This is a genomic window from Lacrimispora indolis DSM 755 (assembly GCF_000526995.1).
Classification (GTDB): domain Bacteria; phylum Bacillota; class Clostridia; order Lachnospirales; family Lachnospiraceae; genus Lacrimispora; species Lacrimispora indolis.
Map to the genome: position 1 here is coordinate 1,368,578 of NZ_AZUI01000001.1, position 14,346 is coordinate 1,382,923.

At 48.2% G+C, this 14,346-nt stretch carries 13 protein-coding genes; 5 read left to right on the plus strand and 8 right to left on the minus strand.

What is annotated here, in order from left to right; genetic code table 11:
• The first annotated feature begins 51 nt into the window (after positions 1-51).
• The 5 genes from K401_RS0106540 to K401_RS0106560 are packed head-to-tail and all read left to right on the plus strand — an operon-like array spanning position 52 to position 4,998.
• Entirely contained in the window at positions 52-1,077 is a 1,026-nt protein-coding gene (locus K401_RS0106540; protein ID WP_024292200.1) for a Gfo/Idh/MocA family protein, read from the plus strand.
• 34 nt (positions 1,078-1,111) lie between these two features.
• Positions 1,112-2,374 carry an ABC transporter substrate-binding protein gene (locus K401_RS0106545; RefSeq protein WP_084492802.1) on the plus strand — a complete coding sequence of 421 codons (1,263 nt, stop codon included), beginning with the start codon at positions 1,112-1,114 and terminating at the stop codon, positions 2,372-2,374.
• A 48-nt stretch (positions 2,375-2,422) separates the two neighbouring features.
• Positions 2,423-3,307: a carbohydrate ABC transporter permease gene (locus K401_RS0106550; RefSeq protein ID WP_024292202.1), complete on the plus strand. Its 885-nt coding sequence runs from the start codon at positions 2,423-2,425 to the stop codon at positions 3,305-3,307.
• Positions 3,307-4,134, plus strand: a complete 828-nt coding sequence (locus K401_RS0106555) for a carbohydrate ABC transporter permease (protein WP_024292203.1) — start codon at positions 3,307-3,309, stop codon at positions 4,132-4,134. Before K401_RS0106550 ends, K401_RS0106555 begins: the two co-directional genes overlap by 1 nt.
• 24 nt (positions 4,135-4,158) lie before the next feature.
• A complete protein-coding gene (locus K401_RS0106560) occupies positions 4,159-4,998 on the plus strand; it encodes a sugar phosphate isomerase/epimerase family protein (protein WP_024292204.1) in 840 nt (279 codons plus the stop codon).
• A gap of 142 nt (positions 4,999-5,140) precedes the next feature.
• Here the strand turns inward: K401_RS0106560 and K401_RS0106565 are convergent, their stop codons facing one another.
• The 8 genes from K401_RS0106565 to K401_RS0106600 form a co-directional block, all read right to left on the minus strand.
• Complete coding sequence (locus tag K401_RS0106565; protein ID WP_024292205.1) at positions 5,141-6,193, minus strand: SIS domain-containing protein; 1,053 nt, start codon at positions 6,191-6,193, stop codon at positions 5,141-5,143.
• A 41-nt stretch (positions 6,194-6,234) separates the two neighbouring features.
• A complete protein-coding gene (locus K401_RS0106570) occupies positions 6,235-7,089 on the minus strand; it encodes a class II fructose-bisphosphate aldolase (RefSeq protein ID WP_024292206.1) in 855 nt (284 codons plus the stop codon).
• A gap of 16 nt (positions 7,090-7,105) precedes the next feature.
• A complete protein-coding gene (locus tag K401_RS0106575) occupies positions 7,106-7,945 on the minus strand; it encodes a carbohydrate ABC transporter permease (RefSeq protein WP_024292207.1) in 840 nt (279 codons plus the stop codon).
• A 14-nt stretch (positions 7,946-7,959) separates the two neighbouring features.
• On the minus strand, positions 7,960-8,883 hold the full coding sequence (locus K401_RS0106580; protein ID WP_156945250.1) for a carbohydrate ABC transporter permease: 924 nt from the start codon (positions 8,881-8,883) through the stop codon (positions 7,960-7,962).
• A 17-nt stretch (positions 8,884-8,900) separates the two neighbouring features.
• A complete protein-coding gene (locus K401_RS0106585) occupies positions 8,901-10,304 on the minus strand; it encodes a sulfatase family protein (protein ID WP_024292209.1) in 1,404 nt (467 codons plus the stop codon).
• Positions 10,305-10,378: 74 nt separating this feature from the next.
• Positions 10,379-11,731, minus strand: a complete 1,353-nt coding sequence (locus tag K401_RS0106590; RefSeq protein ID WP_024292210.1) for an ABC transporter substrate-binding protein — start codon at positions 11,729-11,731, stop codon at positions 10,379-10,381.
• 142 nt (positions 11,732-11,873) lie between these two features.
• Positions 11,874-12,884, minus strand: coding sequence for a LacI family DNA-binding transcriptional regulator (locus K401_RS0106595; RefSeq protein ID WP_024292211.1), 1,011 nt, complete (start codon positions 12,882-12,884; stop codon positions 11,874-11,876).
• Positions 12,885-12,968: 84 nt separating this feature from the next.
• The gene (locus K401_RS0106600) at positions 12,969-14,315 is read right to left on the minus strand and encodes an L-fucose/L-arabinose isomerase family protein (RefSeq protein ID WP_024292212.1); all 1,347 of its coding nucleotides are present in this window, start codon (positions 14,313-14,315) and stop codon (positions 12,969-12,971) included.
• Positions 14,316-14,346: the final 31 nt, after the last annotated feature.

Sequence of the window (14,346 nt, forward strand, 5' to 3'; positions counted from 1 at the left end):
TAAGTTTTATTAGTAAGGTCACTGTACAAACTAAGAAAAGAGGATGATAAAATGAATGTAGGACTGATCGGATGCGGCGGAATGGGCACGACTCACAACCTGTCGCTGAAAGCGCTGTCAACGAAAATGAATGTGGAAGTGACGGCCCTGGCAGACTGCAGGCCCGAATTTCTGGAAAAGGCAGCAATTCAATGGCCAAAGGCAAGGCTGTACCAGACAGGCATGGAGCTTTTGGAAGGGGAAACCCTGGACAGCGTTCATATCTGCCTTCCCAGCTATCTCCACACAGAGCATGCGCTGGCGGCTATGGATAAAGGGATCCATGTATTTGTGGAGAAGCCTGTATGTCTGACAGAGGAAGAGGCTGAAAAGCTTCTGGAGTCACAAAGAAAAAACCATGTTCAGGTAATGGTAGGCCAGGTGGTGAGATCCTTCGACGAATACCGGTATTTAAAAGAATGCTACGATACGGGCAGGTTTGGGGAACTGAAATCCATTACCATGCAAAGGGTCAGCGGTGATGCCGCCTGGGGATATGAAGACTGGTTCCACGAGGAAGGAAAAAGCGGTTCCGTGGTTTTAGACCTCCACGTTCATGACTTAGACTTTCTCCGGTATATGCTGGGAGAGCCTGATTCCTTTGACGTAAGGGCCACAGCCTTTTCCAGCGGCATGATCAATCAGATCTTCACGGCCTATGAATTCGGCAAAGTGTTTGCCATAACGGAAGGCATATGGGATGTAAGCTCTGCACTTCCTTTTGAGGCCAGCTTCCACGCATGCTTTGAGGAAGCCAGCGTGGTATTTAAGGGAAGGGAAAAACCCTCTCTGACCATCTATAGGAATGACGGAAGGATCCAGCATCCGGAGCTTCAACGGGAGTATGATGTAAGCGATGATTCGGCCGGGATCAACATCTCTAATCTGGGACCTTATTATACGGAAATAAAATATTTTATCCAATGTCTTCAGGAAGGAAAGCCTGTGGAAGTCGCCCCTCTTGAAGAAGGCATCCAATCGGTACGGCAGGCGATCAGGGAATGGAAACAGGCAAAGGAATACGTGAATAAAAGGTAACCATAAAAGTTTTTATATGTTAGGAGGAAAAATTATGATGAAAAGAGCATTGGCAATCCTGATGACAACCGCATTAGCGGTCCCCGGCCTTACGGCATGCAGCGGAAGCGTCTCCAAGGATCAGGCAAAGACGGCAGAGGAGATCACCTTAAAGGTGTTTGATGCCCACGCATACGGCTTAGAAGAGTATGCGGAGATGGCCAAAAAGTTTGAAGAGGCCCACCCAGGAGTAAAGATTGAAGTGCAGCACGCTGCAAACGACAGCAGCACCCTGCTTCAGTCCCGTGTGAATTCAGGGGATATTCCTGATGTATTTGATGTGGAGTCCGGCACAGCAGCCCAGAAGTATTATGAATATGCCTATAACTGGTCCGGGGACAAAGAGGTATTAGGCAAATTTAAGGAGGCCGCATTAGAAACCGGAAAGGACGCAGACGGAAACATCATGTCCCTGCCCTGGACCTATGAAAATATGGGCCTGATCTATAATAAGGAACTGTTTGAAAAGGCCGGCATCACAGAGCTTCCGGCTACCATGGATGAGCTTGAAGCAGCCTGTGAGAAGCTGTCCGCTGCCGGTATCACACCATTTGCCCTGGCCGGAAAAGAAACCTGGGTCCTTCATCACCTGTCCACCCATTTCATGATGGATAAATCTCTGGACGCCAAGGGAGTTGTGGAGAAATTAAACAGCGGCGAATTAAAATTCGCGGACATGAAGAATTTCCAGAACCTCTTCCGCTTCCTGGACCTGGCTGTAAAATACGGCCCTGACAAGCCCCTTGAAATCGACTGGGAAACAAGTGAAAATATGCTGGCTAACGGGCAGGCAGCCATCATCCAAATGGGCGACTGGTGCCAGTCCACCCTGGATTCCTTTAACCCCAATGCACGCCTGGCATTCCTCCCCTGCCCGGTAAGCGATAATCCGGAAGACGCCACACTTCTCTCCTCCTGTAACTGGACCTATATTGTGAACAAGGATTCCAAGCATTTAGACCTGGCAAAGGAATATCTGGAATACATCCTCACATCAGAGGAAGGCCAGAAATGGATGTGCGAAGGCGTAGGAGGTGTTCCGGGAGCCAAGACAACCATGGAAGTAAAGGGTGCCCTGGCTAACGATGCGGCATCATACGTAGAAAAAGGCAAGACAAACGGCTGGATCCACACCATAGCACCCAACGGATATTCCGATATCGTAGGCCCTGCCATTCAGGCATATATGATCGGTGACATGACTGCGGAGCAGGTGACAGAAGAATTCCAGAAAGGCTGGCAGGCTCAGAAAAACTAATCTCCTGCTTAAACGGCCTGATGGAAATGGAAATTGGGAGGCGTGAAAGTGAAAGACAAAGGGAAAGCAAAAGATCTGTTAATATTCGCATTGTTTGTATTTCCGGCGGTAGGGTTTGTGCTTTTTTCCACAGACATACCGTTTCTGATGAACCTGTACTACTCTGTTTTTGATTGGAATGGAATCAGTAAGAACATGAAGTTTGTGGGCCTTCAGAACTTCGTTAATATATTCTCAAACGATGCACTGTTTTGGAAAAGCGCCGCATTTACCCTAAGATTTGCAGTATTTTATGTGGTGGCGGTGAACATCCTGTCCCTGACGGTGGCGCTTGTCATGTCAGAGGAGAAGAAAAGCTCAAGTGTGGGGCGGGCATTTTATTACATACCGTATATCATAAGCCTGACGGCCATCAGTCTGATCTGGAAATTCATTCTTGGACCGGGATTTGAGGCCTTATATCAGATAACCGGCTGGGAGGTGTTCCACTGGAGCTGGCTGGGTTCAGCAAAGCTGTCATTCTTTGTGGTGGTGATCATGACCGTATGGCAGAATCTGGGATTCTATATGGTAAACTATATTGCAGGAATCATTTCTGTGCCAAGAGAGCTGATCGAGGCTGCAAAAATTGACGGAGCCAGCAGATTCCAGGTGTTGAAAAGGGTGACTATTCCCTTAATCATGCCCGCAGTGTCCATCTGTATGCTTACCTCCCTGACATTTTCATTTAAGCTGTTTGATGTGATCATGGTATTTACCAAAGGCGGGCCGGCCAATTCTACTGTTTCCGTGGCGTACAATATCTATAAGGAAGCATTTATGAACAACCGGTACGGAATGGCTACTGCTAAATCCCTGGTGTTTGTAGTGTTCGTGCTCATTGTCACGGCAATACAGCTTAAGGTAACAAAGGGTAAGGAGATTGAGGCGTAATGAAAAAAATGAAGAAAATCAGCGTACTTTCCGCTGTTGTGTTCATCTGTTCCGTGTTCTGGCTGATGCCCCTGCTTCTCATATTCATAAATTCTTTTAAACCCTACAACGACATGCTTCAAAAGTTCCTGGCCCTGCCTGAAAGCTGGAGCTTAAACATGTACATGGAAACCTGGACAAAATTCCGTTTTCCCATGCTCATCAGCAATACCCTGCTGTATACGGCGTGTACGGTGTCAATGATCACACTGCTGGCCCCCATGGCAGCCTATAAGCTGGCAAGGACAAAGGGCAGATTGTCCTCGGTATGCTTTATACTCATTATCATGCCTATGATGGTTCCCTTCCAGTCCTACATGATCACTCTCACCAGGCTGGTTGCCAGCCTTGGCATGACGGGACTCAGGATAGGATACATATTGGTGAGCACAGGACTGTGCATGCCTTTAGCGGTCTATATGATCCACGGTTTTGTAAAAAATGTTCCCATTGAGCTGGAGGAATGTGCCTGCATTGACGGTGCATCAAAGGTGAGGACTTATTTTACCATTGTTCTCCCGCTGTTAAAGCCCATTCTGACCACGGTGGTGGTTCTGGATACCCTTGCCATATGGAATGACATCATCACCAACCAGCTGATCGTCGGAGGCAATGCCAAGGCCATGAACATTCAAAATGCCCTTTATATGCAGTTTTCCGCCCAGACGGCGGACTGGGAACACGCCCTTCCGGGAATCGTCATGTCCATGGCTCCAAGCCTGATTTTCTTTGTGATCATGCAGAAGCACATTGTGGGAGGCATTACGGCCGGAGCTGTCAAGGGTTAATAAAAAGAAAGAGAGGGATTTCCCATGAGAATTGGAGTTATGGTAGAACTTTTCCGGGATACGGATGTGGATGAAAAATTTGCGGAGCTGCGCTCCATGGGGATGGAAAGCTGCCAGCTGGTATGCTGGGATCAGGAATTGATGAACGAACGCATTGCAGGTAAAGTAAACACAGCCGCAGATCGTCACAAGGTGGATATCACAGCCTTCTGGTGCGGCTGGGAAGGCCCAAAAGTCTGGGATTTTTATGACGGGCAGCTTACTCTGGGCCTTGTGCCTGAGGCCTTCCGCTTTGAAAGGATGAAGATGCTGGAAAAGGGAATTGCTTTTGCAGCCATGATACATGTAAGGGATGTGGTGACCCATGTGGGGTACATGCCGGAAAATCCCTACGATCCCAATTATCCGGGCGTTCTGGCGTGCTTAAAAACATTGGTAAAGGAATGTAAAAAGAATCAGCAGAATTTTCTTTTTGAAACAGGACAGGAAACTCCGGTTACGTTAAAAAGAGCCATACAGGATATAGAAAAAGAAGCAGGAAAAGGAAATATAGGGATCAATTTAGATCCTGCCAATCTGATCATGTACGGCAAAGCAAATCCGGTGGACGCCCTTGATGTGTTCGGGGAATACGTAATGGGAATTCACGGCAAAGACGGAAACTATCCCACAGACGGCCACATGCTGGGCCAGGAAGTGCCTCTTGGCATGGGAAAGGTCAACTATCCTGCTTTTGTAGCAAAGCTGAAAGAAATAGGATATACAGGAGATATCACCATAGAGCGGGAAATATCCGGAGAGGAACAAAAAACGGATATTCTTATGGCTAAAAACCTTCTGGAGCAATTAATAAAGGAAGAATAGGGTTACATAAAAACCAGGTCAGCCCGGTCTCTGAGTCAATTCAGCGACGGGCTGCCCTGGTTTTATGAATTTCACCATCTCCCTCTATATAACAGAACGGCAGGCGGCTTTTTCATTCTGCAGCGGCTCTATAAGAGAAAAGCTACTGGATAACGATGGCCTGGGACAGATGCCTTGGATTGTCCGCATCAATGCCCTTTTTCTCAGCAATATAATAACCGATAAACTGCCCGATAAATCCTATGAGCGCCGCATTCTGCATGTCGTTATATCCATAGGGCAGATCCAGGCAGTAATCTGCCTCCTTCATATGAGCAGAGACGGTATTTCCGATTACAGCCGTCACAGCGCCGTATCCCTTCATCTGAACCAAAAGCTTTGCATCCTCTTTTTCTGTCTCCCGGTGGCTCAAGAAAAGGACCAGCGTGTTCTCATCCACCAGGCTCATAGGCCCATGGCGGTATTCCAGGCTGTAATACGCCTCTGAATTCGATATTCCCATTTCCTTGATCTTGTTCATGCACTCATTGGCTACCCCGTAATAAATCCCCTGCCCCAGGGTAATGTATAAGTTTAGGTTCCCATTTTCACGGATGATTTTTTTTGCCAGATCATCCATTTTCTTAAGGGCGTCTCTTGCACTGTTTCCATAGTCCGCCATGGCAGACACTTCATCCTTTTTCCCTCCCGCATACATGGCCATGATCACGGTCAGATAGACCATGCTGGTAAAGGAACGGGTCATGATCACGCTGTCCTCGGCAGTATCCGGAGACAGGATCACATAATCATTATAGGCTTCGCTGTCCTTGTCACAGGTAATTGCCAGAGTTTTTACCCCTGGAAAGCTTCTCACTTTATCAATGGCCAGACGGACTTCGGTGGTATAGCTTTTCCTGGTGATGGGAAGAACCAGGACCTTTCTGTTTTTCACAAAGGTCTCCGGAAAATAATAAAGCTCGGAACAGCACGCGGCCTTTGCCGGTATTGAATTGTAAGCGGAAAAGGCATGGGCGGCAGCCTGTGCCAGATAAAAGCTGGTGCCGCAGCCGGTAAAGATCAACTCCTCGTATCCTTCCGCAAATACCTGATCCAGGACCTTATAAATCTCATCCAATGTCCTGTTGACCGCTTCAAATGATTCCGGCTGTTTGTATATTTCGTCATAAGTCAACTGGCTGTTTTTCTTTTCCATGTCAAAACTCCTCTCAAACGGTTCTTTTCTTATCAGACAAATCAGGCCTTTCCCTCTGACCCTGCCAAACGGATGATGTCCTTAATGTCCTCTGTCAGCCTGTTATTGGCATACTGGGACAGCTTCCAGGAATGACCCTGATGATCCATGGTCTTTAAGCCGTCTTCGTAGTACTCCACATATTTATAACGGATCTCCGTGCCGAAATTGATCTTTGCCACTCCCAGCTTGATTGCCTCCCTGATGATGGCCTCCTTCATTCCGGTACAGCCATGAAGAACCAGGGGAATATCCGTAAACCGCCTCACCGCCTCTAAAACCTCCAGATGAATATCAGGCTCTCCCCTGTAATATCCGTGGGCATTGCCGATGCCGATTGCCAGGGAATCCGGCCGGCACAGTTCTAAAAACGCCTTTACTTCCTCAGGATCCACAATATTCTTATTTTCCATAACAGCCCCCTGGCCGTCAAGGCGCAAAAGCTCTCCTATCTCAGCCTCTACCGGCACTCCAAAGCACTTAGCCACCTTTAATACCTCATTGGTCATGGCCGCATTTTCCTTTACAGGCATTGCAGAGCCGTCGATCATTAAAGAAGTGAAACCCAGCTTCAATGCCTCCATGGAGATATCAAAATCCGCGCCATGATCCAGGTGAATGGATACGGGAACAGATACCTTGCCCGCACACCATTTGCAAACCTCTGCAAACCAGTCGTTGCCGGAATAAGCCCCAGTGGATACGTAATGGGCAAGTATGATGGGGGACTTCATTTCCTCCGCCGCCCTGCAGGCGGCCCAGATGATGTCGTAATTTCCTCCCTGTGTATTAAGAGCCGGAATGGCATATCCTGACTTTGCCGCTTTCATTAAATTCTCTTTGTTCGTTACAAGCATGGTTTTTTCTCCTTTTTTATCCTTTTACGGCACCCGCTACCAGGCCCTTGACCATATATCTCTGGAAGAAGAAAAATATCACTACCATGGGAATGGTGCCCACAATGGAAATGGTATTGATCAGAGACCAGTCATAGGAAAGCTCGCCCAGATAACGGAGTGCCACGCCTGCCGACAGAGTCCGCAGGGAATCTGTCTGAATCAGGGTGGAAGCATGCAGATAATCATCCCAGGAAAGCAGGAATGCATAAATGCCCACTGCCAGCATCCCCGGCTTTACAAGAGGGACCACGACCCTAAAAAGGGTCCCGAATCTGCCCGCTCCATCCACTCTGGCCGCTTCCTCTAACTCTTTTGGAATCCCGTCATAGAAGCTGGACATGAGCATAATGGTGAACGGGAGCATGCCCGCCGTAACAGCCAGGATCAGCCCTGGATGGGTATTAATCAGTTTAACGTCCCCAAGGATTTTATAAAGGGAAATCAAACGGCTGACCACAGGAAACATCTGTGCGGAAGTAAATGCCGCCACGATCCATTTGTTCCATTTAAAATGGAACCTGGATAAGGCATAGCCGGAGATGACCGCCATAAAGGTGGTGATGAGCGCGGCGCTTCCTGCCACAACAAAGTTATTTTTATAATAAGTAAAGAAGTCGTTATCAACAGTAAATAAATTGATGTAGCTTTGAATCGTAGGATTCCTCACCAGAAAGGTGGGCGGAAATTTATATGCCTCCATATTGGTTTTAAAGGACGTGATCAGAACCCATAAAAGAGGGAACAGCAGGAACAAAAGGATGAGGCCTAAAACCACATACTTCAGAATGTTGTTTAAGGTACGGTTTCGTTTCATATTCTGCCTCCTCCTTACATGTCATCTGTCCGAAAAATGCGGTTATAAATAAATACCACCACAATCATCAGAAGCATCCATACCGTAGTGACCGCCGCTCCGGAGCCAAAATTGTTGGAAACAAAGGCTTCCCGGTAGCTTAATATGGCCATGGTGGTGGTGGAGTTATTTGGTCCGCCCCCTGTCATGGTCCAGAATAAGGGGAACTGTTTGAAGTTCTCAATAATGGACATGGAAACCGTGACCTTGATCACGCTCTTCATATAGGGCAGCACAATGTTAAAAAATCTTTGAACCCCGTTTGCCCCGTCAATTTTAGCTGCCTCCAGAATTTCCTCAGGCACATTGGCAAGGCCGGCCAAAAGAAGGAGGGCTGCAAGGGGAATCTGTTTCCACAAGGCTGCCAATGATACGCCCAGCATAGCCGTGGAGGGATTATTTAAAACCGCCAGATTAGTCACCCTTCCTCCGGTCAGGACTCCTGCGAAATATTTTACCAGGCCATACTGGGGCTGGAACAGCCACAGCCAGACAAGTCCGGATATAAGGGTAGGCACCACCCAGGGCACCATCATAATGCTGCGGATAAAACGTGAAAACCTTATATTGGTGTTTAAAATCAGGGCCAGGGCCATTCCCAGAACAAACTGGGCGGTGACCACTCCAAACACAAACATCAGGGTATTTGTCATGGAAGGAACCAGCTTTCCGTTGGAAAAAAGCTTTATGTAGTTGGCAAAATCATTCCACACTCCCGGTTTTCCCGAAATAATATTCTTTACCTTATAATCAAAAAAGCTTCTGTAAATGGAATCCGCCACCGGAATCAATATGAATGCTGCGGTTGTAATAATCGCGGGAAGCAGCAGTGCAAAAGCAAATATCCTGTCTCCCGTCTGAGTCTTAACATACGACCTCTTAATTGCCTTCTCCTTCAAGGTTTTTTCCCCACTTTCTATTTGTTCTCTCCGTAAACATTGATTCCAGGACCCAGGACTCCGGCCATACAGCTCTGTCCCCCGCCCAAAACCGGTTCTCTGGAACCGTCGATCCTTGGATCCGCATACTTAAGAAACCACAGTTCCATCTGTTTTTTCATACGGCCGATCACTTCCATGCAGTCCTCATCCTGGATCCGGTTACATGCTTCTCCCGGATCTGATTCCAGATCATAGAATTCATCCGGGCCGTATGGATACCGGCGGACCAGCTTATACCGTTTATCACGTATCATCCGGGCCGGGCCGTATTCGTCGTATACAACCACAGGACCTTCCGTTTCTTCCTCAACACCCATAAGGCCATTGAAAAAGCTTTTTCCCGGCAGCTTATCCTCTTCCTCATTCTCAAGGCCCAGATATTCTAAAAGAGTGGGCATAAAGTCATAGCCGCTGCACATGGTCCGGCAAACCCGTTTTTCCGGAATATGGTCTTTATGGCTTATAAGAAAGGGAACCTTCACGGAAGAATCGTAAAAATTCAAAGGAAATGTTCCGTTTCCCTTTCCCCATATCCCGTGATGACCGCAGTTAAAGCCATTGTCACTGGTAAAAATGATCATGGTGTCCTCTGTCAGCCCTTCGTCATCCAGCTTTTCCAAAATCCGGCCAACATTACTGTCCATGGCGGTGATCGCCGCAAAATATCCTATGAGGCATTCCCTGGAATTCTTATACCCGTCCAGCACCTCTGTCTTAGCCCACGGATGGGGAACAGACTGGGGGCAGGTTTCAAACAGACAATCCTCATACAGGCTCGTGTACTCCTTTGGATGGCTGTTGACCCAGGGGGAATGGGGAGCCGTATAATGGACGCTTAAATAAAAGGGATTTTCCTTATTTTTCTCCCTGTCAATAAAGGCCAGGGCCTCATCCGTGATCACATCCGTGATATAGCCCTTTTCACACACTGGCTCCCCATCCCGGAACATAGGAGCGTTATAATAAGGTCCGCCGCCCTTTTGATGGGAATACCAGAAGGAAAACCCCTTTTGAGGTCTCCTTCCGTCTCCTAAATGCCACTTTCCGCTGAGCCCGCAGGTATATCCGTTCTCCGCCAGAATATCCGTATAACCCCTGTATTCTTTCAGATATTCAATGGCCTCCTGCCCGCAGCCCCCGTTGCCGCCGCTTAAATAGTCATGAATGCCGTGCTGGGACGGGATCCTTCCTGTCAGGAGAGAAGCCCTGGCAGGAGAACAGACCGGGGAGGTACAAAAAAAGTTATCAAAGCGGACGCCGTCCTGGGCCAGCCGGTCTAAATTGGGTGTCCTGATTTCCCGATTTCCATAGCAGCCCAGGGACCAGATCCCCTGGTCATCTGTTAAAATAAATACAATGTTTGGTCTCTTTCCTGCCATCTTCTCTCCTTTCAGCCAATGGGATATTCGCAATCCCCTTTGCTGCCTGATGAAGTTAAATCACTGTCCGTTTGTTACGGAAGCAAAGGCTGCACTGAATTCTGGAAGTTTTTCAGGGCAGTGTCCACATCTTCTCCCCCTACAGTTACCGCCTGAGCCAATGCGCACAGCTCTAAGTTAAAATCAGACAGGGTTGGGAACATCAGTACCGGCTCTGCCTTTTCCACGGAATTTCCTGCTCCGTTTAAAATCGGGCTGTTCTTTACTGCTTCCATGTCCTTCATGGCATTTTTTGCGGGAAGGGCCGGGGCAATATTGGCAATATAGTCATTTAAAATATCCGGCGTGATCACGTACTGGATAAAGTCCTTTACCGCTTCCACACGTTCCGGCCCGTTGTCAACCGCTACAAAACAATGGGATTGTAAGGTGGAAGCTCCATCTCCGTTTCCGCCCTTTAAAGGCTCTGCTGCAGCTGCAAAGTTCACCACTTCCGGATTGATGGATCTGGCACCGTTAAAGCCCCATGAATTGTCATAATACATGGCAAGCTGTCCCAGGGCAAATAAGTTTCTCAAATCCTTTGGCTTGGCATTCTGGGGATTATAGCCTTTTTCATCAAGAAGCTTCAGCATTTCAAGAGCTTCCTTCAGGCCTTCGTTTTCCACATTCAGCTTTTCGTTCTCATCAAAGACATAACCCCCGAAGTTTGCGGCAAAGGCCTGAATGGAGGATCCGATAACGATTACTGATGCAGTGGGCTGACCGAATGCATATACCTTATTTCCGTCGTCCGTAGTGAGCCCTGACAGCTTTTCCGCCATGGAAAGCATTTCTTCATAGGTCTTAGGCGGCTTGTTTGGATCAAGGCCGGCCTTTTCAAATAAGTTCTTGTTGTAGAACAAAAGGGAAGGAGACACGTAAAGCGGTACGCCGTAAACCTCTCCATCAACCTTATGGGCTTCCAGGATATTGGGATAATAGTCATTTAAAAAGTCTTCATCAACCACATCCTTCATGGGAGCCGCAAGACCGGCATCCACCAGCGCAGGAATCCAGATCATCTCACTGAAAACACAGTCCACCCGGTCTCCGCCGCCTGCCATGTTGATGACCTGGTTTAAGATTTCCCCGTAGGGAGCGGTGACCCATTCAATGGTCACATTGGGATACTTTGCCTCAAAACCTTCCTTCACATTTTTCCAGAACTCATCATACCCCTTTTCCAGCACCGCATAATTGGCAATCTTTAAGGTGATGGGCTCCTTGCTTCCTGAATCCTGGGCTTTTGTTTCTGCCTCTGCCTTTGCCTCTGCTTTCGTCTCCCCTGCTGATGTGACTGCTTCTGTCTTTCCTCCGCCGGAACAACCGGTTGTGAGCGCCATGATACCGGCCAGTGCCAACGCTGCTAGTCTTCTTTTTTTCATAAAATACCCTCTCTTTCTTTATGACTCGCCTTGTTCTATTAAAACCAGATTTACCGGGGGCAATATCAGCCTGGTATTCCCTTTGTACACTCGTGTGTATAACCTCCCGGATTAATCTGTGTTTTTCCCCAAAATAAAACGTTTATGTGCTTTCTCTTACAATCAGCCTTGTTTCAAACTTTGCATTTTCCGGCTGTTTTCCTCCGATCATCTGGACCATCATATCAATGACTGTCCTGCTTATGGCCTCCCGCTGCATTTCCAGAGTAGTAAGCCTGGGAAAACAAAACCTGCTGATGCTGGAATTATCAAATCCCACCACTCCCATATCCTGCGGAACTCTCTTTCCATAACCCACAGCCGCGTACATGGCGATGCAGGCCACCATATCATTCCGCCCTACGATCCCGCCGGTTTCCTTATGAGCCTTTAAATATTTTACAACAGCCTCCGCCAGTTCCTCTTCCGAGTGGCAGCCCGCAATCACCGTGTCTTCACCGGCCCAAAGCCCGCTTTCTCTCATCTCATCCAGATATCCGCTTAAACGCAGATCCGTAGGACCGCTTACATTTCCCTTTCTGCTGATTCGGTCAATATAAATGATATGCCTCTTTCCCCTGTCAACCAGATGCTTTACTGCCATTCTGGCTCCAGAATATAGGCCGGAAGCAAGAGTAGCCACATTTTCCGGAAGCCTGCCATGAGTTCTGTGCTCAAACAGCAAAACCGGGATTCCCGCTCTGCTGAAGGACTCCACATACTCCATGGGAAAGCTGATAGAGCTGATGATGATGCCGTCGTACTGGCGGCTGATGACCTGAGAAACGAATTCCGGCGTATTCCGGTTGGCGCACAGGGAAATCAGGAATCCGGCCTCATAGGCGTACTTATCCATTTCGCTGACGATCCGGCTGAAATATTCGTTGGTGATCTGGTCCGCAATGAAAAGAAGCTGGTTGCTTCGTTTTCCCTTCAAAGCCCTGGCAACGTTATTGGGCCTGTAGTGGAGGGCTGCAATGGCTTCTTCCACCCTCTGCCGCTTTTCCTTTGCCACATAGCGGTTATTATTGATCACATAGGATACGATCGTCTCGCTGACTCCTGCTGCCTTCGCCACATCTGATCTTGTCACCCGTTCGCCGTTCTGACCCATTGTCCCGTCTCCTTACTATAAACTCGTATGTATATTTCTCATTATACCCGGACGGTACAAATGGTGTCAACGTTTATTTCCAGGCTACATTTCAATGACAGGAATGTCCAACAGGGCGCATACCTGCTTCATGGCATCCGCCACATCCTCCCACACAATGCTGTAATGGTGGGGGATCCCCTCTGCGATGATTCCTTCTATGACTTCCCTTACAGGGCGTTTCACCTTTATATTTGCCATGATTCCTTTTGTATACCGGTCCAGGGGCACCGCCTCTCCTCTCATGAGAAACAGCTTATAGCCTCCGTCTATGTTGCAGAATCTTGCAATGGTCACTTCTCCGGGCTTTAAGGCTCCGTAAAACGCAGTGCCCTGCCCTGCCAGAGGATGATTTCTGATCTGGACCTGATAGTCCTGGTTGCATAAAGACGGAGCAGCGTTTCCGCAATGCCAGAAGGTGATCACATTTTCCTTTTCATCAATGTTGATTAAGTCAGTAATAAAGCTGGGCTTTCCCGTAAGATAGTATTCCGTCATCTGTGCCAGCTCCGCATCCACATCTCCCTCACAGCCGATGTTGATCCCCTCGTCTGCCAGCCGTCCAAGGACTGCACAGGGGGTTGCATGGAGATTTCCCATTTCAGGCCAGCATTTAATAGCCGCAAAATCATATTTCTGATCTTTCATGACCTCCTTAAGAGCCAGATACAGCCTGGAATGGTTCTCCAAATGCCCCTTTGGGAGCTGGGTCGTATCGTATTGGGAGGACATATTCTCCATGTCCGCCTTCCAGCCCTCTTCAGAGAGCCCTTCCATCCGGTCAAACACCACCTTTAAATCGGTTTCTTCGATCTTCACCCCAAAGGTCCTGCGGATCAGGCTTTCATCAAAGCTGCAGTTATAAAAGGCCGTAGGCCGGTATCCCAAAAGTCCCAGATTGGTGTGCCTTAAGGCTTTGACCACACCATAGGCCCTGATCAGATTTTTGACCTTTTCCGCTGCCCTTTCATCTTCCAGGCTTCCGTATACGGTATGATAGGAGGCCCCCAGCTTTCTGATTGCAGCCGCGTTCATGGTCATGGAACAGAGGGCATTGGAATAAAGCCTGTCATCCTTTTCAAATGGTACCTCATAGGGCGCCCATAAAATGATCGGCACCTTCACCATCTCCGCCAGATAGGAAGCCACATCATCTCCTGTAAACGCACCATAAACCAGAACAATTACATCCACATCCTGTTTCTTAAATTCCTCTGTAACCTGCTCTACTGTTTCCCGGCTGCAGCCTAAGACAGAAGCCCTTATGATCCGGGCCATAGGCAGGTTTTCGGCCAGCCAGTCCCCATATTCCCGGTTTCTCTGTTCCGGGACCTCCATGGGCCACCTGCCGGAATAGGTGGTGACAAACCCCGCATTTAGTTTTGTTTTCATCTTTACCCTCCAATACTCCGAAATATTGCAC